Genomic DNA, 25,435 nt, shown 5'->3' on the forward strand with positions numbered 1-25,435 from the left:
AGACTTCCCCCCCCCCTCCCCTTCTTTTGGGGAAAGGTTCCCGCCGCGGCTGTCTGTGGTGTGGCTGCGGGTTGCGGTTGCGGCTCAGGAAAGCTTGGCGGCCAGCACGTCGATCCGCTGGATCGTCGGCGGGGCGACCAGCATCGACGGCGCCCGCTCCATCAGCGCCGCCGCGATCGCGCCCTCCAGGTGCGCGGTGCGGCCGGCCTCGTCCTCGAACGTGTCGAAGACGCCGAACCGGTTGCCGTCCTCGCGGAACGAGAACCAGCTGACCGTGCCCTGCTCCGCGCGGGCGAGCTCCAGCGCGTCGCGCAGCAGCTGGTCGAACTCGGCGGCGTACTCGGGCTTGGTCTCGAAGCGGACCAGCAGGCCGATCTTGCTCATGGGGTGGCTCCTTGCCGTAAGTCGCACAGCGGCACCGGTCGGTGTGGTGCCGCGATGCCGCGGTGTCGCGGTCGTGCGGTCGTTCCTGACGAGAGAGACGCTACGGCGGTCGCGGGCCGTGATCGAGTGTCGCGACCGACACCGTTGATACGGTTTCCGCCATGGATATCGCGATACTCGTGGTCGATGGCGTCTTCGACTCCGGCCTCTCCGCGGTGCTCGACGTGCTGCGCACCGCCGACCAGCTCGGCGCGGAGCTGCCGAACCCGCCGCACTGGCGGGTCCGCACGGTCGGCGCCGCAGGGCCCGGCCCGGTGCGCACGGGGGCCGGCCACCAGGTGCCGGTGCTCCCGGCGGACGACCCGGCCGCCGATCTCGCCGCCGCCGACCTGCTGGTGCTCCCCGGGCTCTTCCAGCGCACCCCGCGCGAGCTGATCGACTACGTCGCCTCGCCGGCCTGCGCGCCGGCCCGGCGGCTGCTCACCGAGGCGCACGCCCGTGGCCAGCTGATCGCCTCGGCCTGCTCGGGCACCGCGCTGCTCGCCGAGGCCGGCCTGCTGGACGGCGAACTCGCCACCACCAGCTGGTGGTTGGCGCCGGTCTTCCGCGAGCGCTACCCCGCCGTGCGGCTCGATGACACCCGGATGGTGGTCACCTCCGGCACCGTCACCACGGCCGGCGCCGCGTTCGGCCATGTCGACCTCGCGCTCGCCATCGTCCGGATGACCAGCCCGGCGCTCGCCGAACTCGTCGCCCGCTACCTGGTGGTGGACGACCGTCCGTCCCAGGCCGGCTACGCGCTGCCCAGCATCCTGGCCCAACACGACCCGGTGGTGGCCGCGTTCGAGTCCTGGATCAGGGCCCACCTCGCCGAGCCGCTGAGCATCCCCGAGGCGGCCGGCGCGCTCGGCGTCAGCGAGCGGACCCTGCAGCGCGCGGTGCGCCGCACGCTGGACACCTCCCCGGTGCGGTTCGCCCAGGACGTCCGGGTCGAGCAGGCCTGCCACCTGCTGCGCAGCACCGACCTGCCGGTGGAGGCGATAGCCCGCCGGGTCGGCTACGAGAACGGCAACACGCTGCGGATCCTGCTGCGCGAGCGGCGCGGCGTCACCGCGGGGGAGCTGCGCCGCGGCTGACGTCCCGGGTGAGCGTGCCGGAGGGGACACCAGAACGGGGGACTGCCCGCCGTCCGGTCCCCGCTGCCAGTGTGTGGCTAGACAGCGGTACCCACGGGCAGAGCGGCGGCGCGGCACAGTGCCGCCGCGGAACAGGACGGGGCAGATGGCCGAGCAGGGGCAGCCGGGCATGCTGGAGGCCAGGACCTTCCGGGTCACACCGGAGGAGGTCCAGAACGCGTCGGTCCAGGTCGACTCGACGGCGACCGAGATCCAGCAGCAGCTCGACGCGCTGAAGGCGTACGTTCGCACCAATGTCGAGTCGTACTGGCAGGGCGGGGCCCACCAGGCCTTCAACATCTACATGCAGGAGTGGGACGTCTACGCCGGGATGCTGCACGAGGCGCTGACCGGCATCGCCCAGGGCCTGCGCGGCACGTACGTCAACTACTCGACGTCCGAGGACGCGGCGCTCCAGAAGATCGACCAGCTGCAGAGCGAGCTTCCGCCGCTGCGGCTCGGCTGACCGAGCCGTCAGCGATCGCCCCCTCCCCCCGAGAACCCCAGAGGAGAACGCCGTGCCGCGCAATGATTCGACCTCGATCCTGGTCCACGCCCAGCTGGGCGAGGTCGGCCCGCACATCTACGCCTCCGCCGAGGAGATCATCGGCGAGCTGCAGCGGCTGGTCGCGCTGCTCGCTCCGCTGAAGGACACCTGGAACACCAGTGAGGCGCAGGCCGACTACGAGATCCTGCAGCAGGAGTGGAACACCGCCGCCGAGGGCCTGTTCGGCCCGAACGGCGTGCTGGGCAACGTGGCTGCCGTGATGAACGTCAACTTCGCCAACTACTCCGACGCCGAGTGGGCCAACGTGTCCACCTGGCGCCACCGCTGACCGCACCAAGTCACGTACCCCCGAGAGGATCTGACAGCACATCATGGCGGACGAGTACTGCCGGATCACCGTGGTCGGCGAGCGCAGGCAGGTGGACCTCGCGGTCCCGGCCGGCGCACCGATCACCGACTACGTCGACGATCTCGCCCGGCTGTGCGCGCTGGAGGAGAACGAGCTGATGCCGCCGGCCTGGTCGCTGGCGACCTCGCTGGCGGGGCCGTTCGCCCCGGAGCGCTCGCTGGCCGACCTCGGCATCGCCGACGGCCAGGTGCTCTACCTGCGCGACCTGCTGGCCGGCGAGCTGGAGGAGCCGGTCGTCCTGGACGTCGCCGAACAGGTGGCCCAGGCCTCCGGCCAGCTGCTGGACCGGCCCTGGGACGCCACCGCCCGGGCGGCCACCGTGTTCTCGGCCGGTCTGGTCTGGCTGACCGCCGCGCTGCTCGCGATGGCCGCGATGACGCCGGTCGGCCTGCCCGGTGTCGGCGCGCTGGCAGCCGGCGCGGGCCTGCTGCTGCCGCTGCTCGCCTGGGTCGCGGGGGAGCGCCGCTGGCCGGTGCCGCCCGCGCTGCGGATCGGCGCCGCGCTGACCGCCGTCCCCGCGCTCGCGGTCGCCTGCTGGGCGCTGGTGACGGTCCGCTGGGCGCAGCCGCTGACCGGCGGGGCGCACCCGGCGGTGACCGCCGACGGCCTGGCCGTCGCCTGCGCGGGTGCCGGTGTGCTGCTCGGCGCGTTCCTCGCCTATGCGGCGGCCAGCGGTGTGACCACGCTCGCGGTGCTCGGGGCGGCGCTCGTCTCGGCCGTCACCGGCGGGGCGCTGGTCGCGCTGAAGGCGGATCCCGCGCAGAGCGCGGCGGTGGTCGCGATCGTCGCGTTCCTGCTGCTCAGCGCGGCTCCGGCGACGGCCGGGCGGATCGTCGCGGCGGCCTTCCGGCGGCGCGGTCCGGCCGATCCGGCCACCGACCCGGAGGAGGGCGAGCAACTGCGCGCCGCGGTGCGCAGTGCCATGGTGCTGCTCGCGGTCTGGGGCTGCCTGCTGGCCGTCCTGCTCGGCGTGGCGGTGGTGCTGCTCGGCACCTCGCACACGGTCTACGGCAGCGCGATCGCGGGCTGCCTCGGGCTGGCGCTGCTGCTGCGGGCGGGCTCGGCCAAGGTGGTCGTCGAGGTGGTCCCGGGCGCACTGGCCGGCGCCGCCGGGCTGTTCGCCCTGCTGCTCACCGGACCGGCCCAACTGCACTGGCCCAGCTGGACGGTGCCCGCACTGCTCGCGCTCTGCGCGCTCGGGCTGCTCGGCTACGGGCTGCGCCGGCTGCTCCGCAGTGACCTGCGCGCGCTGCGCCGGCCGGCCTGGCTCGGCACCGCCGGTGCGGTGCTCGGGGCGCTGAGCATCCCGCTGATGCTGGCCGGCTTCGGAGTCTTCGGCCAGCTGATGGGTCTCGGGCGGCACCTGTAGCGCCGGTGCAGCACCGATGTGGTGCCGACTCCCACCGGGGCGGCGAACGACCGCCCCGGCGGGAGTCAGCGGCCGCCCACCTGAACCACCGCGCCGGCGCCGGCGTTCGCGCCGCCACGCGAGCCCGGCCCGGCGCGGTGTCCGAGCAGGCCCAGTTCGATCGCGGTCCTGGTCAGGTCGGCCTTGTTGCCGACGCCCAGCTTGGACCTGATCCGCTTGACGTACGTGCTCACCGTCGCCTCGGTGAGGCCCATCCGGCGGGCGATCTGCGCGTGGGTCAGGCCGTCGGCCAGCCAGCGGACGGTCTCCAGCTCGCGCGGCGCGAGCACCCGCGGGTCGGGACGGCCGAGCTGACCGAGCTCCTCGCGCAGCTGGCCGGCCAGCAGCGGGGCGACGTGGAAGCCGCCGAGTGCGACCGTGCGCACGGCGATCCGCAGTTCGAGGTCGCTCACCTGGTGCGTCACGCAGCCCAGCGCGCCCGCCTGGACGGCGTCGATCAGCGCGTGTGGCGCGCTGAAGTCACCGACCACGATCACCCTGGACAGCTCGGCCAGGGCCCGGATCTCCTCGACCAGGCCCTCGCAGTACGGCGCCGGGCCGTAGACGATGGCGTCCGGCCGCTCGCCGGCGCAGTCGAGCTCGTCCGGGCTCGATGCGGTGGCGATCACGCGCATCTGCTCGCTCAGTGAAATGACTCGTTCCATCCCGTGCCGCAGCAGACTCTGGTGCTCGACGATGGCTATTTGTGAAATGGCCGGCATGTTGTGCCGCTACCTCCGGCTGGTGTGGTCCCCGCAGCGCACAGCATGCCGCACGAACCCGACCGGCCGGCAGCCGCGAGGAGGCGGACCCGTTTCGGTCGCCGCGATGTCATTTCTCTTGACGCAGCGCGGAGATGGGAAGGTTCACCAGGTCAGGGCCCACTGACGGGCCGTCGGAGAGTTTCACCAAGACTCGTCAGCAGTTCACTTTCCGTTCAGAATTGACGAGAATCCGGCCCCCTTGATCACGGTATTCTCCGGTCGTCGGAAAATCGGTGAGTCATCAGCGCGCATGATTCCGGGGCCCTTGCTCCGAGGGCGCGCACAAGTGGGGAGAGCACGTGTCCGAGAAAGATATTCCCGCCGGGCCGACGGCTTCCGAAGCGAAGCCCGTGGGGGGCGGCGGCCGGTCCCGCAGCGTCTCCGGACGGCGGGAGACGGGCACGGCCACGCCGTCGAGCGACGCTGCCGCGGTGCCGGCCGGCGGCGCCGACACGTCGGCGAGCTCCTCGGCGACCAACTCGGCTGCTTCGTCGGCTTCGTCGGCTTCGACGACGGGCCCGGACGTGACGGCCGTGCTGCCGAAGAGCCCGGCCACCGCGAAGCCGGAGCCGAAGGAGGCGAAGGAGGCGAGCGAGCCGAGCAAGCCGACCGAGTCGAAGGCCGCTGACGCGCCCAAGCCGGCCGATGCGCCGAAGGCCGCGTCCGCAAAGGCCGTGCCGCCGAAGGCCGTCCCCGCCAAGACCCCGCCGACCGAGCCCGGCCGTCCGATGGAGGAGGCCGACCGGCACGGCTTCATCGCGGCGTTCATCGGCGGCGTCCGCCCCGAGGCCGACCAAGCCCGGTCCAGCCGCCGCCTGGTGATGATCGGCACCGCCGTGGCCGTCGCCGCGGGCCTCGCGGCCCTGGTGATCGGCGCGATCGGCAGCAGCACCGGCAAGGCCACGGCCAAGCCGGCCGCCTCGCCGAGCCTGCTGGCCGCGCCGGTCGCCGACGCCCGCAGCGCCGCCCCGACGCCGCCGTCCGCCGCGCCGCAGAGCGCCTCGGCGCCGACTGCGCCGCCGGCCGCGCAGGCGCCGGGTCAGCAGCCGCCGATCGCCGACCCGGGCCCCGGCTCGTTCGCCGGCGGCACGGGCGGCGGGTCCGGTGGCTCGGGTGGTTCGGGCGGCGGCACGGGTGGCTCGGGCGGTTCGGGTGGCGGCTTCGCGGTGCCCCCGATCCAGCAGAACAACAGTCAGCCCGACATCCCGGCCCAGCCGCAGAACCAGCCCGCCCCCGCGCAGCCGCAGATCCCCGCGGCGCCCGTCCAGCAGCCCGCGCAGCCCGCCGCTCCGCAGCAGGCGCCCGCAGCGGCGCCTGTGCAGCAGCAGGCCCAGCCGCCGGCCGCCGCACCGGCCGCCCCGCCGGCGCCCGCGAAGCCGACGTACACCGCGGTGGCCGGTCCGAACTGCTCGGACGGCTCGACCGGCTTCCTCGGCAAGGACGCCGACTTCACGCTCGGCGTCTCCGGCTGGCTGAAGTCCAGCACCGGCGGCTACAGCGGCGACGGCTGCGACGGCACCTACTACTCGGAGCCGATGTTCGGCGACGCCACGCCCGGCCACTACGACAAGACGCAGGGCGCGCTCTGGCACTTCGACTTCAGCGGCAAGTTCAGCTCGGCCGCCTGCCGGCTCTCCATCTACGTGCCGAACAACTCGAACATCCAGTACGTGGGCGGCAATCCCACGTACTACTACCTGTTCGGCGACGACTACGAGTACGGCATGAACACCGCGCCGATCGGGAACTTCTCGATGTCGCAGGTGGGCAACCTGGGCCGGTGGGTGGACCAGGACACCTTCGGCGTCAGCTCCGGCAAGGTCACGCTGAAGATGGTCAACACCGGCATCGACTACACCTCCTCGACCTCGCACGCGCACGACGCCGCCTCTGCGGTGCGGTTGACCTGCACCGAGAACTGAGCGGGATCCCGAGCATGAGCGGTCGCATTCTGCGGGTCTCCCCGAAGGGCTGGGGCGCCCACCACACGATCGGCGCGGCGCTGCGGGCCGCCGCGCCGGGCGCGGTGGTCTCGGTGCAGCCCGGTGTCTACGCCGAGAACCTGGTGTTGGACCAGGAGATCACCCTGGTCGCCGAGAAGGGCCCCGGCACGGTCGAGCTGGTCGCCCAGCGGGGCACCGCGCTGACCGTGCTGGCCGGCGGCGAGGTCCGCGGACTGACCGTGCGCGGCGGCGACCCCGGGCAGCCGGTGGTCGCCGTCAGCGGCGGCGCGGCGCTGTTCGCCGACTGCGAGTTCACCGGCGGCCGGTTCCAGGTCTCCGGCGACGCCGCGCCGACGCTGCGCGACTGCGCGCTGCGCAGCCCCGGCGCGATCGGCCTGCACCTGGCCGGTGACAGCCGGGCTACCGTGGAGCGCACCACGGTCACCGCCGCGGACGCCGTGGCCGTTCTGGTCGAGCACGGCGCCGACCCGGTGGTCGGCGCGCTGACCGTCTCCGGCGCGGGCGGCAGCGCGCTGCTGGTCCGCGGTTCGGCGCGCGGCACCTGGACCGACTGCGAGTTCACCGGCTCCGCCGGGCCGACGGTGCGGATCGAGGGCGAGGCCCGCCCGGTGCTGCGCTCCTGCCGGCTCACCGACGGCCAGGCCCAGGGCCTGCTGATCGGCGAGGACGCGGGCCGCACCGACGCCTCCGCACCGGCCCCGGGCAGCTCGGGCACCGCCGCCACCCCGGGCGGCCAGGTGTCGGCCTCGGACGGCCAGGCATCGGCGGCCGGTGAGGGCGTGCTGCTGCTCGACTGCGAGATCGCCAGGACGGCCGGCACGGGTGTGCAGGCGGGCGACCGCGCGGTGCTGGAGCTGCGCGACTGCCGGATCGCCGAGACCGGCAAGGCCGGCCTGCTGGTCGGTGGCGAGGCCGTGCTGCGGCTGCTCGACACCGCCGTGCGCGACACCGCCGACAGCGCGCTCGCCGCGACCGGCTCGGCCCGCCTGGAGCTGCGCCGCAGCACCGTGCAACGGGCCGCCGCCAACGGCCTGTTCGCCAGCGGTGACGCCGAACTCGTGCTGGTCGACTGCGCGATCAGCGACACCGAGTACACCGCCGTCCACCTGGCCGGCGCGGCCCGCGCCTCGCTCACCGACTGCACCGTGCGCGGCACCCCGCAGCACGGCCTGCGGGCCACCGAGCGCTCGCTGCTGGACCTCCGCGGCACCACCGTGGAGCGCGCCGCGCTGACCGGGATCGCCGTCGAGGGAGGTGATCTGACGGCCCGTCGGTGCACCGTGAGCAACTGCGGCACCGGCATCGATCTGACCGGCGCGCACCGCCCGCTGGTGGAGGAGTGCGAGGTGGACGGCTGCGCCGAGACCGGGCTGCGGCTCGGCGAGGAGAGCGGCGCGCTGGTGGTGGACACCAGGATCCGCAACACCAGGTCGGCCGGTGTGCTGATCGGCGAGCGGGCCACCCCGTGGCTGAGCGACTGCGAGATCAGCGACACCGAGGGCAGCGGACTGGTCGTCTGGTCCGGTGCCAGGCCCCGGCTGCGCGCGGTCAGCGTGACCCGGACCGCGAAGAACGGCGTCTACCTCGCCGACGGCGCCCAGGGCGTGCTCGCGGACTGCGCGATCTCGGCGACCGGGTTCCCGGCCGTCTACGTCGGCGCGGGCGCGACGCCGGTGCTGAGCGGCTGCCGGATCCACGACACCGACGAGGACCTCAAGCTCGCCGAGGGCGCGGCGCCGGTCTTCGAGCACTGCCAGGTCGAGAACGTGACGGTCGACTCGCTGCCCGCCCAGGGTCGCGGCGCTCCCGTCCGTGCGGGCGCCCCCGCGGTGCGCACGACCGGCGCGGGCCCCGCCTTCGGCACCGGCCCCGACGGCGAAGCCGAGCCGGCGCCGAGCCTGGAGGACCTGCTCGACGAACTGCGCGCGCTGATCGGCCTGGAGCGGGTCAAGCACGACGTCTCCACGCTGGTCAACGTGATGCAGATGGTCCGCCGCCGCACCGAGGCCGGCCTGCCGCCGCCACCGCTCAGCCGGCACCTGGTCTTCGCGGGCAACAGCGGCACCGGCAAGACCACGGTCGCCCGTCTCTACGGCAAGATCCTGGCCGCGCTCGGGTTGCTCTCCCGGGGGCACCTGGTGGAGACCGACCGCGGCGACCTGGTCGGCGAGTACATCGGTCACACCGCGCCGAAGACCACCGCGGTCTTCCGCCGGGCGCTGGGCGGGGTGCTCTTCATCGACGAGGCGTACGCGCTCGTCCCGGCCGGCCAGGGCAGCGACTTCGGCCTGGAGGCGATCGCCACGCTGGTCAAGCTGATGGAGGATCACCGCGACGACGTGGTGGTGATCGTGGCCGGCTATCCGGACGAGATGGGCCGGTTCATCGACGCCAACCCGGGTCTGGCCTCGCGGTTCGCCCGCACCCTGGTCTTCGACGACTACGAGCCGGCCGAGTTGGTCAGCATCGTCGAGGGCAACGCCCGCCGGCACCGCTACGAGCTGACCGAGGCGACCGGCGCCGCGCTCGTCGAGTACTTCGTGACGGTCGGCCGCGACGACCGGTTCGGCAACGGGCGCACCGCCCGTCAGCTGTTCCAGCGGATGACCGAGCGCCACGCCCGCCGGGTCGCCGAGCTGGCCGAGCCGACCACCGAGGACCTGCTCACGCTGCTGCCGCAGGACGTCCCTGCGGTGGACGCGGTCTGAACCGGCGAGCCCGTGAATGATCCGAGCCGGCGAGTGATCTGAGACGCTGCTGCCCCCGAAGGACGAAGTCCTTCGGGGGCAGCAGCGTCTCAGACGGACTACGTGGTGGCCGGTGCGGCCGGCGGGTCGGGGAAGAACGAGCCGCGGTCCGCGTGCGCGTAGAGCTGGCCGGCCCGGTTCAGGCAGGCGGTGAACTGCCCGACGCTCTCGATCGCGTCGGCGATCTGCCGCAGCACCTCGCTCATCACCGGGTTCATCGCGGCGGCGTACTCGTTCGCCGCCTGCTGGATCGGGCCGTCCGCCTCCTGGGTGTCCGGTCGGGCCGGCGTGCCGTAGTGCGCGTTGCCGATGGCCGGGTGGTGCACGGTCTTCGTCGCGTGCTGACCCCAGACCGAGCCGCCGTCGATCGCGGCGCGGACCTTCTCCTTGAGCTGCATGTAGCCGGCCACCGAGGTGCCGGCCTGGCTGAGGATGCCGTTCTCGGTGTCCCGGATCGAGCCGAGGTCCACCGCGATCGCCGGGTGGTTGCGGTGGCCGCCGCCACCGCCGCTGCCCGAGTTCGGGAAGTCGCCGGTGATGTCGGGGGCCTGCGTCCAGAGCATCTGGAGGTACGGGTCGCTGTAGTACGACGGCGACGGGGCGTTCGGGTCGCTGCTGCCGCCGGACTGCGGTCCGTCGGTGTTGTCGTCGCGCGGCGGTCCGTGCAGGGAGTTGTGCGGGGTGGTGGCCACTTTTCCTCCGCGGGGGGATGGCAGCGGTCATGGTACGGAAGTCTTGTCCCATCCTCGCGGGCGCGCGCGGGGGATGCCCAGGTCCCTGTTCGGGGACACCCGTGGGCGCGGGAAAAGGGGAATCGCCGGGCCGCGGCGGCGACCCTACGCTCGGCAGCGGGCCTGCCGAGCGGCGGCCCGGCCGGGCAGACGCCGGCCGGACGGGCATCAGGGGAGAGGAGCGGGCGGCGTGGCGGAACCGAGCATCACCCCGGCCGAGTTCAAGGTCGATGTCGAGCAGCTGGCCGAGGCGATCCAGATCGTCGGGGGGCGCCGGGACTCGATCAAGCTGAAGGTCGAGGCGCTCAACAGTGCGCTGACGGCCGCCGAGGGCTTCTGGCACAGCCCGGCCGGCAGCTCGTTCGTCGCCGTCCAGGCGGAGTTCTCCCAGTACATGCAGACGCTGAACGACCTGCTGGACGAGATGGTCACCCGGATGACCGCGGCGCACCAGCAGTACGTCGACGTCGAGAACCAGAACACCGCCAACTTCCAGACCAAGTAGCCGCGTCGGCACCACCGCGAGGAGCGACCGTGATCACGCCACCGCCCGCCGTCTACGCCGGCGCCGGCACCGACTCCACCATCATGGTGGACCCCGAGATGCTGCTGAACTTCAGCAAGCAGGTGCTGGTGCAGCTGGACGGCATCAGCTCCGACATCACCGGCATCTTCACCACGCTGAAGGGCCTCCAGCTCGGCTGGGCCGGCCAGACCGCCGACGAGGCCCAGGAGTTCTTCGACCGGCTGGACGCCTGCATGACCACGCTCTACGGCAAGGCCGGCGACCAGAACAGCGCGCAGACCAGCATCATGGGCCGGATCGCCGCGGCCCTCGACACGGCCGGGAACAACTACCTCGCCGCCGAGGACGCGATCGTGGACCTCTTCTACTTCACCGGATCCGTCTCGGACACGGTGATCTGGAACGAGCACAACAGCCCGAGCAGCGGCGCCCCGGGCAGCACCCCGATCACCGATCCCAACTTCACCGCGATCAGCGAGTCCTACTGATCCGCCCGTTCGCCCGGGCCGACACCAACCCGGCTCGGGCGAACGGGTGTTCCGCGTTTCCCATCACCACGACCTGACCGTTCCGGCCGTACCCGGCCGTGTGCAAGGTGGTTTCCAGCATGAGTTTGGGCGACTACAACCCGACCTTCGACGTCAGCCCGATCTACGACCTGGGCAACGCCTGGATCGACTTCAGCGACCGGCTGTTCGAGCAGTTCGGCGCGATGGACGGCCTGATCCACGGGGTGCGCTGGACCGGCGACGGCAGCATGGTGATGCAGAACACCTGGAACGACCTGCGCAGTCTGCAGCTCACGCCGGCGGTGGACGCCGCGCGGGAGATCGGCAACCACATCAATGCCTACGGCGACTACATCGTCAGCCTGATGGGCAAGGAGCAGGCGCAGGCCGACGCCTCCGCGCTGGCCGAGCTGATCGGCCTGCTCGCGTCGATCCCGCTGATGTTCCTGCCGGGCCTGGGCGAGCTGCTGGGTGCGGCGCTCGCCGCGATCCTGCCCGACATCATCGTCAGCGTCATCGCCGAACTGGGCGCCACACTCGCCGCCGCGCTGCCCGACGCGCTGGTCTTCGCCGGCACCGTCGCGGTGGACGCCGCCCTGCAGGCGGGTGTCCAGCTGGCCATCGACATCGCCTCGCAGGCGATCGGCGACGCGGTCTACGGCAGCTACACCGACTACAACAGCGTCGACTTCTGGAAGAACGAGGCGGTCAGCATCGGGCTGGCCGGCGGCCTGCCGATCCTGGCGCACATCGGCGGCGCGCTCGCCCCGATCGTGAAGGGCCTCGGCGACAAGCCGTGGTTGCACAACGACACCGTCCCGGTGAACGGCGGCGACCACTTCGGCGACCCGGGCGCGGGCGTGCACGCCCCGCCCGGTGTGGACACCGTGCACCCGGTGAACTCCCCGGAGACCGGCTTCGACGGGCCGGGCAGTCTGCCGCCGGTCCGGCCGGACGGCAACTTCGGTGGCATCAAGGAGATCCCCGCGCCAATCAGCGAACTGCCGCCCGGGTCGATCAACCGGCCGGTGTCCGGTGGGCCCGGTGACGTGATCCCGAAGACCCCGGACGGGCCGGGCGAGATCCCGGTCGAGAACGGCGGCCGCCCGGTCACCGCCGGCGGTCCGGACGAGGTGACCAGCCGCCCGGTGCTGTCGTCCGACGACCAGAGCGGCCCGGGTGGCCTGGGTGGTCGCCCTGGCGGCAGCGGGCAGGGCAATCCGGTGGTGGACCGTCCGGTCTCGGTCGACGAGAGCAGCGGTCGCGGGACGTCCAGCGGCCCGGTGTCGACGCCGGAGGAGCTCGGCGGCGGCCTCGGCGGCAACACGGTGAAGAGCTCCACGTCGGGCCTGGAGACGGGTGGCCCGGCCCATTCGGTCGCGCCTGACTCCTCGCTCAACTCTGGTTCTGGCGTTAATAGTTCAGAGGTCGGCGAGCGCGGCCTCGGCGCCGGGCAGCAGGGTGAGGGCTCGGCGGCCGGCAAGGCCGGGACGCCGGTGCCCGCGCGCCTCGACAACGAGCCGCCGACCGGGCGGCCGGTCGCACCCGCCGACGGCGGGCCGCAGCTGGGCAAGCCGTCCGAACTGGACCAGCCGGGTTCGGGCCTGACGCCGCAGGGCACCTCCCAGGACCGTCCGACGCTCGGCGGCGGCACCGGACGGCCGAACGACCCGCTCTCGGTCGGCGACCGGTCGGGTGGCGGCACCGGGCGCGGGGTGAACGACCCGCTGGCCAACCCGGAGGCGCCGCCTGCGGGCAGCGAGGGCAAGAGCGTCGGCGTGACGAACGGCACCGCGCTGCCGGAGGCGCCGCTCGGCGGCGGGAAGGCCGCCGAGGTCCCTGTGAACTCGCTGCGGCCGGACGGCAAGGTGGCCGACGGTCTGCCGAACCCGAGCGAGCGGCCCGACGGGAAGGTGTCCGAGGGGCCGTCCAGCCAGTCCAGCCAATCCAGCACGTCGAACTCGTCGAGCACGTCGAAGCCGTCGAACTCGTCGGATCTGGGGGAGCGGCCGGGCGCCGGCACGAAGCCGGAGCGGACGGCGGCGCCTGTGGAGCCGGAGTCACTGGGCGGCGACCGGAACACCGTCCCGACCTCGGCCGACGCCACGCCCACCCGGGCCGGCGAGGGGGTCGGTGGCGCGGGCGACCAGGCGGCGGCCGGCGCGAAGGGCAACACGGACCTGGGCCGCGGCAATGGCGCGAAGCCCGTCGCGGTGAAGCCGGAGACCGTGAAGCCGGAGGGCGTGAAGCCGGAGGCTGTGAAGTCGGAAGACCTGCACTCGAAGCCCACGAGCACGAGCCATGAGCCGCCCGCCCAGCACGGCGCGCCGCCCGCCGACGGCTCCCACCCGGGCGACGCCGGCTCCGGGTCCGGCTCCCGCGCCGGCGAGGGTGCGGACCGTCCCGGCCGCAACGCCGGAGAGTACCCCGACCCGTTCCGCGGCGACCCCGAGCGCGGCCAGGACTTCCGTGACAAGACCGGCCAACTGACCCACGACTACAACGAGAAGCTCAAGCTGGAGGAGAAGTACAACCTCGTCAAGGAGAAGTTCCGCGACAAGTTCGACGACTCGGTCCGCGGCTCGCGCCGCCTGCAGAAGCTCGACCCGGCCTCCCGGGACAAGGTCTTCGCAGCGGCGGAGAACGATCTGCGCACGTCCTTCGAGAAGGAACTGAAGGGTCTGGGCGGCAAGGACACCCGTCCGGGTGACTGGGCGAAGGCCGGAAAGGCGCTGACCAAGAAGGCCGACGACCTTGCCAAGACCTTTCCTGGGCGGGCCGAGAAGGAGACGGCGCACCAGAAGTGGGCCTCGACGGTGGACAAGAAGGTCGCCGTCGCCGAGCGTGGCTGGCGGGCTGCCGGGCTCTCCGACGACGCGGTCAAGAGCGCCTCCGACGCCTACCGCTCCGAGCTGAACCACGCCTTCGACGCCAGCTACCGCCCGCTCGACGAGAAGTCGTTCACCAAGGTCAACGCGAAGGGCACGCTCGACCGGCACCTCTCCTCGATCGACCACGACCTGCCCGGCCGCGGCAAGTTCCACGAGCAGGCGAACGACCTGCTCGGCGACACCTCGAAGCTGCTCGGCGACACGCTGGACCGCTGGAAGACGGCGCACCCGGAGTGGTCGAAGTCCGAGCTCGACTCGGTGCACGGGCAGAGCACGCAGGCGCTGAACGACGCCTTCCGCAACTCCCTCGACAAGGAGCTCACGAACCTCCGCAAGACCCCGCACGCCGATCCGGCCGCCGAGGCGAAGGCCAAGGCGGCGGCGCTGTGGAACGTCCGCAAGGGCTGGGGCGACGTCGAGAACCACCTGATGACGAACCTGCGGGACACGCTGGACGCCACCCAGCACCTGCACGACTTCGGCCCGCTCGCGAGCAAGCAGCTGCACTACCCCGAGCTGGACTCGCTCTTCCACGGCGGCCGCCCGTCCGAGTCCGCGCACGCCGCGGCCCACGCGGGCGTGCTGAACGACGCGAAGAACGCCTTCGACACCTTCGCCGCCGACGCGCACGACCCCAACGGGCCGCACGACCCCAACAGCCCGAACGGCACGCCGTCGCTGCCGCAGCGGCTCACCGACCACCTGCACGGCCTGCAGGACAGCCTGCCGGACCGCTACACCTTCGAGGACTCAGCAGCGAAGCGGGCCGAACAGGCGCTGCACGACATCCGGAACTGGAGCCCCGCCGACGGCCACCGGCCCCCGCCGGAGGCCGCCGCGCTGGTCGGCCAGCAGGCGAGCCTGCAGATCGACGCGGCGCTCGCCCGAGCCCGGGTCAAGCTGGGCGACGCCGGCTATGAACCCGATGCCGTCGCCAACGCCTTGAACGAGCTGGACCACGAGCTGCACGGGATCACCGACTCGCTGCCCGACCTGCACCATGCCGCCGAGCAGCTGCCGACCGTGCAGGACGACGCCAAGTCGGCCTGGCAGCAGCTCACCGAGCAGCACCCGAACCTGGGCCGCCCGGGCGGCGACCTGGAGCACCAGTTCCACAAGGACTGGGCGAACGCGTACGACGACGTCGCCACCGGCGGCAAGCTGGGCGCGGGCGACTGGGTCGGCGCCCGGCTGCCGCACCCGGCCCCGGACGCCGCCGTCACGCACCTGCTGTACGCCGGCGAGCAGAACCTGCTGGACCACACCGGCAACCTGCTCGGGCTCGCCGAGCACCGCAACGTCGACCTGGAGAACCTGCCCAGCAAGGTGGACAACGCGTTCACCAAGTGGGAGAAGGACACCGGCGCCGGCCTGCGGCACGACAGCCTCGACGAGGCGACGGTGCACGACATCCTGACGGACACCGAGAAGGCGCTGAAGGACGACTTCCGCGCTCTCGTCGGCGACCGCGACCTGGCAAAGCTCACGGACGACCAGCTGACGGCCCTGCACCACGAGTGGTCCGCCAAGGTCGACGACCGGCTGAACAAGCTCCCGAGCCAGTTCGACCACAAGCTGGAGATCAACGAGTTCAGGGAGACGGTGGACAGCCGGATCGACCGGCATGGCGGCTCCGACGGGCAGCACGACGAGATCGTCAGGAACCAGCTGACCGACGAGCTCGACAAGCTCTCCCACACGGACGCCAAGCTGCCCTCGGTCAAGTCCCTCGACGACTCGCTGCCCGGCCGCTACGACTACGCCGGCACGGTGCTCGACCACACCGACCACGTCATGGACCACATCTCCTCGCTGCGCGACCAGCGCACCCGGCCCGGCCACGAGCCGAACCAGCCGCTCTCCGGACCGGAACTGGAGTCGCTGCGTCCGCAGGTCGGCAAGGAGCTCGGCAAGGCCTACCAGAGCCCGAGCGGCTTCAAGGACTTCTCACCCGCGGAACAGGGCGCCGCGAAGGACGCGCTGCGCGGCGCGAGCGTGAAGATCCAGGCGGACTTCACGCTCGACCTCGAACTGCTGCCGCAGGCGGATGCCGCGCTGGACAAGGTGGCCGGTACGCACGGCTACTCGGACGAGGCGATCAACTCGGCCAAGCAGAGCCTGGCCAAGGACCTCAAGGACGCCGTCCACGACAGCCTCGCCAGGGACGGCTACCGCACCGCGCCGACCACCGAGGCGCTGACCCGCCCCGGCGCGGCCGGCGATCTGCTGTCGCCGTCCGCGCTGAACAGCCGGCTGCACTTCCACCAGGACCTGGAGGACACGCTCGCCGGAATGCGGGACACCCTGGACCGCAAGGGCTGGGACCTCGGCGAGTCCGGTCTGGGCCGGATCGGCGACGAGTACACCGCGAAGATCAACGACCTGGCGGACCAGCACCTCGGCGACGTGAAGAGCGGGGCGCGGCCGCTGGTCAACGACCACCTCGACCCGCGGTACCTGGCCTTCCGGAAGGACGTCGGCGACCTGTCCGGCGGGATGGGCCGCCGGATCGACCACGAGCTGAACCTCGAAGGCGCGATGTGGCGCGGCGGCAAGGCGTTCGGCGACTCGTTCGGTGGTGTGGGCAGCTTCGGGATCGACGCGGCGGACGCGGCGGGCGGCTTCGCGGACGAGGTGGCGGGCTTCCGGCACGACTGGATCGAGCTGCACGACAAGCTGACCGGTGACGGTGGTCTCGACCTGGACAAGTGGCTGGCGGACGAGCAGAAGAACGGCGACGTCTTCACCAAGGCCGCGGGGGACCAGGGTCGCCCCGGTCCGTTCCGCGGCGACCAGGGCGGCGAGCCGCCCGCCTCGCAGACCCCGCTGCCGCAGCCGCGCCCCGAGCTGCGCCCGTCCGGCGACAGCCCGAAGCCCTCGGGTGAGCCCGACCACTCGCTCACGCCGGACCACTCCCTGACCTCGGACCACTCGCTCACCATGGACCACTCGCTCTCCCCGGACGACGCGCTCGCCCCCGACCACTCGCTCACCCCGGAGGCCGAGCCGCCCGCCCCCGTGCACGGCGATCTGCTCGACCACCCGCTGCCCGCCTTCCCGGCCGGCTCGGTGGAGATCGGCGACATCGTCAGCAAGGTGCTCGACACCCTGCCGGACAGCTCGGCCATCGGGCGGATCTTCGACCATGACCTGACGCTCAGTCACTTCGATCCGGCCAAGCCGGAGTTCGCGCACTTCAAGCCGGTTGACGCCGGTCGCACCCAGTTCACCGGCGCCGACATCCACTCCTTCGACCGGACCCCGTGGTCGCCCGGGACCTCGCTCTACACCGCGATCGTGCACGGCTCCGAGCGCACCGTCACGGTGGAGACCAGCACCGGCGCGGCGGCCGGCGCCATCACCAAGGCCCAGCTGCGCGGTCCGGAGTTCGGCACCGTGCTGTCCCGCCGGCCCAGCCTCGGCAGCCTGGGGCAGAACGCGCAGATCGTGCTGCCCGCCTGCCGGGCCGGCGTGACCGGTGAGGACGGCGTCGCGATCGGTCAGGCGGTCGCCGACCGGACCGGGCTCACCGTCTGGGCGCCGACCACGGACGTGGTGGTCTCCGACTCGCTGGGCCGGGCCAGCTTCGGCCTGCTGCCGGATGAGCAGGGCCGGCCCGGCCGCTGGGTCAAGTTCACGCCGACGGTGACGACCGGTCTGACGCCGGTGGTCCTGGCACCGACCCCGACCGGCGAGGAGGTGACCTCGGTCAGTGCGTTCAGCGGAACGGTGATGACGAACGCCAGCACCTCGGCCGGCTCCTCCGCGAGCACCAGTGCGAGTATCAGCGCCACGACCGTCGCCGAGATCGCCACCCGCCCGCGCGGCACCTACCGGGCCAACCTGGACGTCCAGGGTCGGCCGTTCGAGGCGCTCACCGTGCCGGGTGACGGCGACTGCCTCTTCACCTCCGTCCTGGTCGGCGCGCACGCGCAGCTGGGCGGCTGGCCGCACCAGGCGCTGGACGTTCCCGGGCTGCGCACGCACGCCTCGGACTGGCTGCGCGGGCCGGGCGGTCAGGCGCTGCGGAACAACCTCGACTCGGCCAACCCGCCGGTGCTGGACGTCATGGTCAACGATCTGACGGATCATCAGCTCTGGCAGGTCGCCGGCCGGCCCGGTCCGCTGCCGACCACCGGCGACTGGCAGGCCGCGGTGCGCGCCGAGGTCGTCGCCACGCTGGTCGAGCCGATCACCGGGGGCCGCATCGGCACCCGGCAGCAGGTCGCGGTCTACTTCTCCAACCAGGTCTGGGGCCGACTGGTCTCCGTCCGCCCGCAGTTCGCCCAGCCGCTCTGGCTGTCCCCGACCGCGCGCGGTCCCGTGCTGCTCGACCCGGCGACGCTGGCCGGGATGAGCATGAGCACGATGGTCGATGTCGCGATCCGCAACCAGGCGCTCTGGAACACGGCCTTCTTCGATTCGGCGCCGCTCGTCGTGACCGAGTCGCTCGGGCTGAACCTCGCCGTCCTGGACGACACGAACACGCTCTCCCCGCTCAGCTCGGAGCCCGGCCGCCCGACCGTCCACCTGTACCGCGACGGCGGCCAGTTCGGCGGCGCGCACTTCTCGGCACTGCGCCCGCTGCCCTCGGTCGCCACCACCAGCACCGCGCCCCCGGTCACCACTGCCAGCGTCGCGCCCCCGGTCACCACCCCGGTGTCGGGTGCCACCGTCGCGTCGTCCGTCACCGTGGCGCCGTCCGCCACCCTCACCGTGCCGCCCGTCCCGCACGTGGCGCCCCCCACCCCCGTCACCGTCGCCGCCCCGCCGGTCAAGGCCGAGCCGAAGAAGGAGCCCAAGCCCTCCACCGAGGTCGCGATCCCCTTCGGCCCGGCCGAGTTGATCGACCTGACCGTCGTCAGCGACCCGGTCTTCGCCCGCGACCAGCTCACCGACGCCGGCGTCCTGGCGGTCGCCGACCCGCTGCACACCTGGCTCTCCGACCCGCACGGCGTCCTCGCGACCTACCGTCGCGATCAGAATCCTCCGCAACTCGCCGCGCTGCGCCCGCTGGTGACCGCGCACCTGGCCGACTGGGTGGCGGGTACCGACCCCGCCCACTTCGCCCTCGTCAGCCCGACCACCGTCCCGTCCGCGGCGGCCACCCCGACCGCCGCCGAACTCTCCGACGCCGTACGGAACTGGGACGCCGCCTACAACCGCGAGGACCTCCCGTTCTTCGCCGCCGTGCTGGCCGACGGCCTCGGCGTCCACATCGAGGTGCACGGCGAGGGCAACACCACCCTCGGCAGCGTGGGGAGTTCGACCGCCCGCCCGGTCAAGGCGCTGCTGAAGGACACCGACGCGGGCGCCGAGCAGCTGACCCTGCCCGGAGTGGCCGGCCTGAACGCGCCGCCGCCCCGGATGATCGACTTCGGTCAACTCAGCGCGGGCGACCGGGTGCTGCCGATCGCCGGGGCCGACGACGCGGTGGTCGAGGCACTGGCGCCGCAGCTCGCCACCGTGCTGAAGCCGAGCCAACTGGCCGATGCAAAGGCTCAGTTGTCGGCTGAGCTGAGCCTGAACTCGCTGCGGCCGCGACTGTCCGCGATGACCCGCGGTGACGCGCTGCCGATCTCGCTCGACGTCGCGGGCTGGCGCGGTGACGTCCGGGTGACCGCCACGGTGGTCAAGGCGACCACGGTGGCGCCGATCAAGAAGCTGGAGTTCGAGGACGGCAGCGACTCCTACGCCACCGCGGGCTCGTTCCGGGAGGGCCGCAAGCGCGGCACGGTCGGCGTGATTTTGCGTGGCAAGGCGACCGCCGACACCACGCCGACCGGCCAACTCGGCGTGACGAAGGACCAGATCAACTCCGACCTGGTCTCCTCGACCGGCCGGATGTTCAGCCGTGGCAAGTCGCCCGAGCCGGCGCTGATGGTCGATGCGCGGATCCGGCTGAACTTCGACTTCTCGCAGGTCAAGAAGGACGACCAGCGGATGCCGGTGGGCGGCTCGACCGGCCCGCTGGCGAACAAGGCGGCGGTGACCATCCCGGTCCCGGTGGCCGTGCCGGCCGCCGAGGCGGCCTTCGCGCCGCCGCCCGCCAAGCAGGTGCACTACCGCCCGCCGGCCCGCATCGAGCAGACCTTCGCGCTCGGCCTCACCGACGTCGTCCGCAACGTCTTCGCGATCGGCGCCAACGGGCAGCAGTCCAGCGGCGGCGTGCCGGCCCTGCTCGGCAACGCCGGTACGGCCGGCTCGCTGGAGTCCTTCGGCCGCAGCGAGTTCGGCGCCGACTGGGCCGGCGTGCGGGAGGAGTTCCTGAACCAGGTCGATCTGCTCAGCCTGCAGACCGACCTCAAGTCGATGATGAGCGGCGACCCGCTGGAGGTTCCGCTCTCCGGCGACCACGGCAGCATCACCATCTCGGCGCACGTCGCCGAGATGTCGCACCACCGCAGCATCGACCAGACCGAGTTCAACTCCGGCACCGACGCGATCCGCACCTTCAACGCGAACGACACGTCCAGCCTGAGCGGCCAGCTGCCGTTCAGCGTGACCGAGAGCCCGCTGGCCGAGGGGCCGATGCGCGCGTCCGAGGGCGTCGGCGTGCAGTACGGCCGCGACCACACCTCGATCGACCAGGTCACGCTGCGCAACGGCAGCGGCGTCAAGTCCAAGGTCGGCGGTGTGGTCTTCGACGGTGTCGCCACGCTGACGTTCCGCCACCTCACCGGCCCCGCCGCAGCGGCCACGGCCGCCAGTGCGACGGCTCAGCTCGGCTTCTCGGCGCAGGTCGAGGCGGGCGAGGCGCAGGCGGTGGAGACGCCGCAGACCTTCACCGCGCCGGTCGGCACCACCGGCCCGCAGGTGCTCGAAGCGCCGCTGCTCGAACCGGGGTCCACGGCCTGGCGTCCGAACGCGGAGGCCTGGGGGCTGCAGGACGGTGGCTCGCTCGGCCTGCCCGAGGAGGCCGTCGTCTTCGACGCCTTCGTCGGCCCGCAGCCCTCCCGGACCCTCGGCGACCCGCAACTCCCGGGCCTGGAAGCGACGTTCGGCGGCCTGGGGCGGAGCTTCTTCGGCTCGGACTGGGCCGGGCTGCGGCCCTCCGTCCGCAGCACCTTCGGGCGTGAGCGGACGGCCGCCTGGCTGCCCTCGATGACCCGCGGCCTGCCGCTGCAGAGCCCGCTGCTGGCCCGCCCGCTGCACGGCGACGCGCGGGCGAAGGCGACCGCGCAGGTGCTCCAGCTGGAGTACCTGCGGGTGATGGACAAGGGCGAGCTGAACCTCACCAACGAGTCCGCCCAGGGCACCGCGGCCCGCAACACCGACTGGCACATCTTCAGCGGCCAGGTGCAGGGCGGCTACCAGGCCGAGCTGCCGGGCAACAGCACGCTCGGCGTCCCGCTGATCGGCGGCGGCTTCGCGCACCGGCACCGCGAGGGCTCGCGGGGCGCGGAGTCGAGCAGCAGCGTCGCGGCCGGCAAGTTCGCCGAGCCGATGGTGGTCTACCTGGCCACGGCGAAGGTCGACCTCACCATCGAGGAGCAGAACAAGCCGACGAGCGCGGCCACGGGGGACACCGAGATCCGGTTCGTCGTCGCGCTGCCGAAGTCGATGGCCGAGCAGTACGTGACGACGGACGCGCTGCCGGCGAAGCAGGTCTTCTCCCGGGCCGACGCGGCGGCTGCTGTTGCCGCCGCTGCCGCCGCTGCCGCCGCGAACACCAGTGCGCCCGTCACCGTTCCCGTGCCGGTCGTCACGCCCCTGACGGTCGATCCGCCGGAGCGGGTCTCGCAGTTCGGCCAGCTCGGCGCGTCCGACGTGGTCACCGCCTTCGGCGATCCGCTGGCCGTGATCAAGACGCTGCGCACCTCGCTGGCGCCGACCTTCGGCGGCCACTGGAACAAGGTCGAGTCCGACCTGCTGCCGTTCTTCGACTCGATCGCGCTGCGCCCGCAGGTCCCCGCGCTCACCGGCGACCACAGCTGGGGCACCAGGGTCACGGCCAACGGCGTCACGGCCGACGTCAGGATCACCAGCGCCTCGGCGACCATGACGACGTACCTGAAGTCGGTCAAGGACTTCGAGTTCGAGGTCGGCAGTGAGTCCTCGGCCACCCTCGGCGAGATGTCCGACGACACCAACACCTGGACCGCCTCGGCCGGTGCGACCGCGAAGGCGCCGTACGTCTCGATCACGCTCGGCCACGCCCGCAACTCCGACACGCTGACCGGCGAGACGCTGGACGACACCGCCAACGCCGTCTCCAAGAGCAAGACGGTCGAGCCGGCCGCGCTCTTCCAGGGCGACCTGCGGTTCGACATCGAGGTCAAGCTCTCCTACCCGCTGGGCATCCCGGGCAGCACGCAGATGCTGCACTCCAGCACCCAGGCGAAGTTCGCGTTCCCGCTGCGCGACCTGCCGATCGATCCGGCCACCCAGCAGAAGCCGGTGCCGAGCCAGTACCACGCGGCGCCGCCGCGCATCGCGAAGTCGCTGGTGCTCTCGGCGACGGACATCGTGCTCACGGTCCAGCCACCGGCCACTACTTCGGCCGCCGTGCCCGTCACGGCGGCCACGGCGACGGCCGCGGTGCTCGACCAGCTCGACGAGACCGGCCGTTACGTCTTCGGCTCGGAGAGTTCCTGGGCGGCGGCGAAGCAGAGCCTGGGCAAGAAGTTCACCGTCGGCGGCCTCCAGCCGCGGATGAAGTCGCTGATGGCCGGCCAGCCCTGGGTGATCGCGCTCAAGGGCGGCGGCAGCGTCACCGTCACCGCGGGCATCAAGCAGCTCGACCACAGTGCCAATACCAAGGCCACCGAGTTCAACACCGGTGCCACCAGCGCCGTTTCCAGCGTCGCCACCGACGGCGAGGCGACCCGGACCACCGGCGCGACGCAGACCACCACACTCCAGGTGCTCGCCACCTCCGACCCGCTCGGCGCACTTCCGGCCGCCGTGGTCGCCGGTGCCACGGTGACCCACACCAGCGGTCAGGACCACACGGCCGAGGCGGCCAGCGCGGGCCGTACCGGCATCGGCACCAAGAGCAAGGTCCCCGGCAGCGTCTTCGACGGCGTGGCCGTGCTGAACTTCGAGTTCCGCAAGCCGTGGCGGCCGTGGGGCCGCACGGTCGACCAGAGCATCCCGGTTGAGACCCCCGCCGTTCAGCACCGACTGGACTGGCTGCAGGGGCAGATCGACGAGCTGGTCGGGCAGCCGGGCACCGAGGCGCAGGTCGCCTCGCTGCGCAGGCAGTACGACGCCAAGGTCGCCGAGACGACCGACCGGATCCGTGCCTCGGCGGCGGCCAAGCTCGCCGCGCCACCGGTCGCGGGCACCGTCGCCCCGATGACGAAGAAGAGTTTCGGCGTCGCGGAACACGCCTACGGCCAGGCCGAGGTGAGGTTCCAGGCGCTGGTGGAGACCGCCGACACCGTGAAGGTCGCGGACGCGGCGGCCGCCCGGCTGACCTCGAACCAGCCGGTCACCCCCGACGTGCGGGCCGCCGAGGCGGCGCAGCTCGCCCAGCCGCGCCAGCTCCAGGTGCCGCCGGAGAAGGTGTGGACCGAAGGCCTGGCCGCGAACTACCCGATCCGCGACCTGCCGAACGTCGGCGCGCTGCGCGGCCTGCTCGACGCCGGCGGCCGGGCGGCCTACCAGGGCGCGTGGAACCGCAAGGGCGCGGGCGGCAAGCGCCGCTCCGAGCTGGTGATGGGCGCGTTCAGCCGCGAGAAGCTGTGGGCCAACCTGCCGCAGCTGACCGCCGGCGGCGAGCTGCGCAGCGCGCCGTTCACGGTGAACGGGAAGACGGCGTGGGTCTCGGTCACCGCGAAGGTCGTCGATCTCGCGTACGACCGCGAGGAGAAGGGGGCCGAGGTCGCACTGGTCGGCGAGACCACGGCCCGCCGCACCGAGCGCCACCTGACCTCCCGGCACGGCCAGTTGACGGCGCAGATCGGCGCGGAGTTCAGCAAGCTGCCCGGCAAGTTCGCGGCGATCTTCACGTTCGGCGGCGGCTACCGCAAGCGGCGCGGCGGCGAGCAGGCGGCGGGCGGGCGGGCGATCGCCAGCTCCAAGCTCCCGGTCTCGCTGGTGCACTTCGACGGGCACGTCGAGTTCGAGTTCACCTTCCACCACGGCCGGAGCGACAAGGCGCAGGCCGCCGCGACGGCGCACAGCCTGTCGGGCGTGGTCCCGTTCGCGGTGTCGATCCCGAAGGAGGAGGTGACCGAGCAGGTCCGCGGCACCGGCCGGACGGTCTTCACACAGGCGGCCCCGCAGGGCACCCAGTGGCTCCCCGTCCAGCCCACGCCGGTCAGCTCGGCGGGTGCGGCGCTCCCCACCATCGTCGTCACGCCCACGGCACCCCCGGCCCTCGGCTACACGGTCACCACCATCGAGATCGAGGAGTACGAGGAACTCCCGCCCTCGACTCCCATCACCACCACCCCTCTCACCACCACTCCCACCATCACCACCCCCACTGTCACCACCATCCCCACCACTCCCACCGTCACCACCGCCCCGATCACCGCCCCGAGCGCGGTCACCCTGCCACCCGCCCGGCTTGAGGCAGACCCGAAGGCCGTCACCGTCACGACGCCGGCCCCGCCCGTACCCGTCATCACCATCACTCCCGCCCCGCCCACCCCCGAAAAGTCCGCCTCCCCGACTTCCTCCGCTGCCTCCTCCGCCTTCCTCAAGGTGCCCGGGCCCGTCCGGCCGGCGGTCACCACCGTGCCCCTCCCCGCCGTCCCGGTCGGCGCCGTCCTGCTGAGCCCCGCCGCCGCGACGCCCGAGGAGGCGGTCGCCACCAGCGAGGCGGCCGCCTCCGCCGCGATCAACACCTCCGAGGCCGCCGCCAAGAACGCCGCCGCTGCTTCGGCCGCCGCAGCCTCCCAGGCGGCAGCGGCCACCTCGGCCGGCACGCTGCCTCCGCTGTCCGTCCCGCTGCTCCCCACCCGCGACCTGACCACCGGCCGCCTGGAGGCCGTCACCTGGCACGCCCCGGCCGGCGACGGCCAATTGAACCCCCACGACGGCCGCGCGATGGGCCTGCTGCGCTACGAGGTCGGCGGCCTGGCCACCACCACCCTCTCCGACAGCCACCCGCTCCAGTCCCTCGCGGCCGGCACCACTCCCGACCAGCCGATCCGCGTCCTCCACATCACCTCCCTCCTCCCGGACACCACCCAGGGCCGCGCACAGGAGATCACCGACGCGCTCTTCCACCGCGCCGCCAAGCTCGCCTCCGACGAGTCCGCCGACCACGTCCTGGTGACCGCCACCACCGGCCCCGAGCAGTCGGCCCTGCTCACCCCCCTCGGCCTGCACCCCCTGGACCAAGACCCCCTCGACCAGGACCACCAGCTCTGGCACACCACCACCCCCGACCTGCGGACCACGCTCCAGAACCGCCCGGAGCCCGCCGACCTCAAGATCTCCAACTGCGAGTCCCGCTGAACAG

Annotated in this window: 12 protein-coding genes; 9 read left to right on the forward strand and 3 right to left on the reverse strand. The window is 72.7% G+C overall.

All coding sequences use genetic code 11. The features are described from left to right. Positions 1–84: 84 nt before the first annotated feature. Entirely contained in the window at positions 85–384 is a 300-nt protein-coding gene (locus tag AC060L_RS11720) for a putative quinol monooxygenase (protein WP_483798590.1), read from the reverse strand. A gap of 161 nt (positions 385–545) precedes the next feature. Between AC060L_RS11720 and AC060L_RS11725 the strand changes: the two genes are divergently transcribed. From AC060L_RS11725 to AC060L_RS11740, 4 genes are all read left to right on the forward strand, one after another. Then, positions 546–1,520, forward strand: a complete 975-nt coding sequence (locus AC060L_RS11725) for a GlxA family transcriptional regulator (RefSeq protein ID WP_483798591.1) — start codon at positions 546–548, stop codon at positions 1,518–1,520. Positions 1,521–1,665: 145 nt separating this feature from the next. Next, on the forward strand, positions 1,666–2,025 hold the full coding sequence (locus tag AC060L_RS11730; RefSeq protein WP_483798592.1) for a WXG100 family type VII secretion target: 360 nt from the start codon (positions 1,666–1,668) through the stop codon (positions 2,023–2,025). Positions 2,026–2,077: 52 nt separating this feature from the next. Then, positions 2,078–2,395, forward strand: coding sequence for a WXG100 family type VII secretion target (locus AC060L_RS11735; RefSeq protein WP_483798593.1), 318 nt, complete (start codon positions 2,078–2,080; stop codon positions 2,393–2,395). Positions 2,396–2,438: 43 nt separating this feature from the next. Further along, positions 2,439–3,845, forward strand: a complete 1,407-nt coding sequence (locus AC060L_RS11740; protein ID WP_483798594.1) for an EsaB/YukD family protein — start codon at positions 2,439–2,441, stop codon at positions 3,843–3,845. A gap of 65 nt (positions 3,846–3,910) precedes the next feature. Here AC060L_RS11740 and AC060L_RS11745 read toward each other — a convergent pair whose 3' ends face one another. Continuing rightward, entirely contained in the window at positions 3,911–4,606 is a 696-nt protein-coding gene (locus AC060L_RS11745; protein WP_483798595.1) for a response regulator transcription factor, read from the reverse strand. Between the two features lie 341 nt (positions 4,607–4,947). Between AC060L_RS11745 and AC060L_RS11750 the strand changes: the two genes are divergently transcribed. Together AC060L_RS11750 and AC060L_RS11755 are read left to right on the forward strand one after the other, a co-directional pair. After that, positions 4,948–6,570 carry a hypothetical protein gene (locus AC060L_RS11750; protein WP_483798596.1) on the forward strand — a complete coding sequence of 541 codons (1,623 nt, stop codon included), beginning with the start codon at positions 4,948–4,950 and terminating at the stop codon, positions 6,568–6,570. Between the two features lie 14 nt (positions 6,571–6,584). Beyond that, positions 6,585–9,320, forward strand: coding sequence for a right-handed parallel beta-helix repeat-containing protein (locus AC060L_RS11755; protein WP_483798597.1), 2,736 nt, complete (start codon positions 6,585–6,587; stop codon positions 9,318–9,320). Between the two features lie 98 nt (positions 9,321–9,418). On the opposite strand, the gene AC060L_RS11760 is transcribed toward AC060L_RS11755, so the two are convergent. Continuing rightward, complete coding sequence (locus AC060L_RS11760) at positions 9,419–10,051, reverse strand: hypothetical protein (protein ID WP_483798598.1); 633 nt, start codon at positions 10,049–10,051, stop codon at positions 9,419–9,421. Positions 10,052–10,280: 229 nt separating this feature from the next. On the opposite strand from AC060L_RS11760, the gene AC060L_RS11765 reads away from it, so the two are divergent. The 3 genes from AC060L_RS11765 to AC060L_RS11775 all read left to right on the forward strand — a co-directional run bounded on the left by AC060L_RS11765 (position 10,281) and on the right by AC060L_RS11775 (position 25,431). After that, a complete protein-coding gene (locus tag AC060L_RS11765) occupies positions 10,281–10,595 on the forward strand; it encodes a WXG100 family type VII secretion target (RefSeq protein WP_483798599.1) in 315 nt (104 codons plus the stop codon). A gap of 29 nt (positions 10,596–10,624) precedes the next feature. Then, positions 10,625–11,104 (forward strand): WXG100 family type VII secretion target, encoded by a 480-nt coding sequence (locus tag AC060L_RS11770; protein WP_483798600.1) that lies wholly within the window; start codon positions 10,625–10,627, stop codon positions 11,102–11,104. A gap of 119 nt (positions 11,105–11,223) precedes the next feature. After that, positions 11,224–25,431: a hypothetical protein gene (locus AC060L_RS11775; RefSeq protein ID WP_483798601.1), complete on the forward strand. Its 14,208-nt coding sequence runs from the start codon at positions 11,224–11,226 to the stop codon at positions 25,429–25,431. Positions 25,432–25,435 lie beyond the last annotated feature (4 nt).

The sequence above is a fragment of the Kitasatospora sp. NEAU-69 genome (assembly GCF_057158765.1).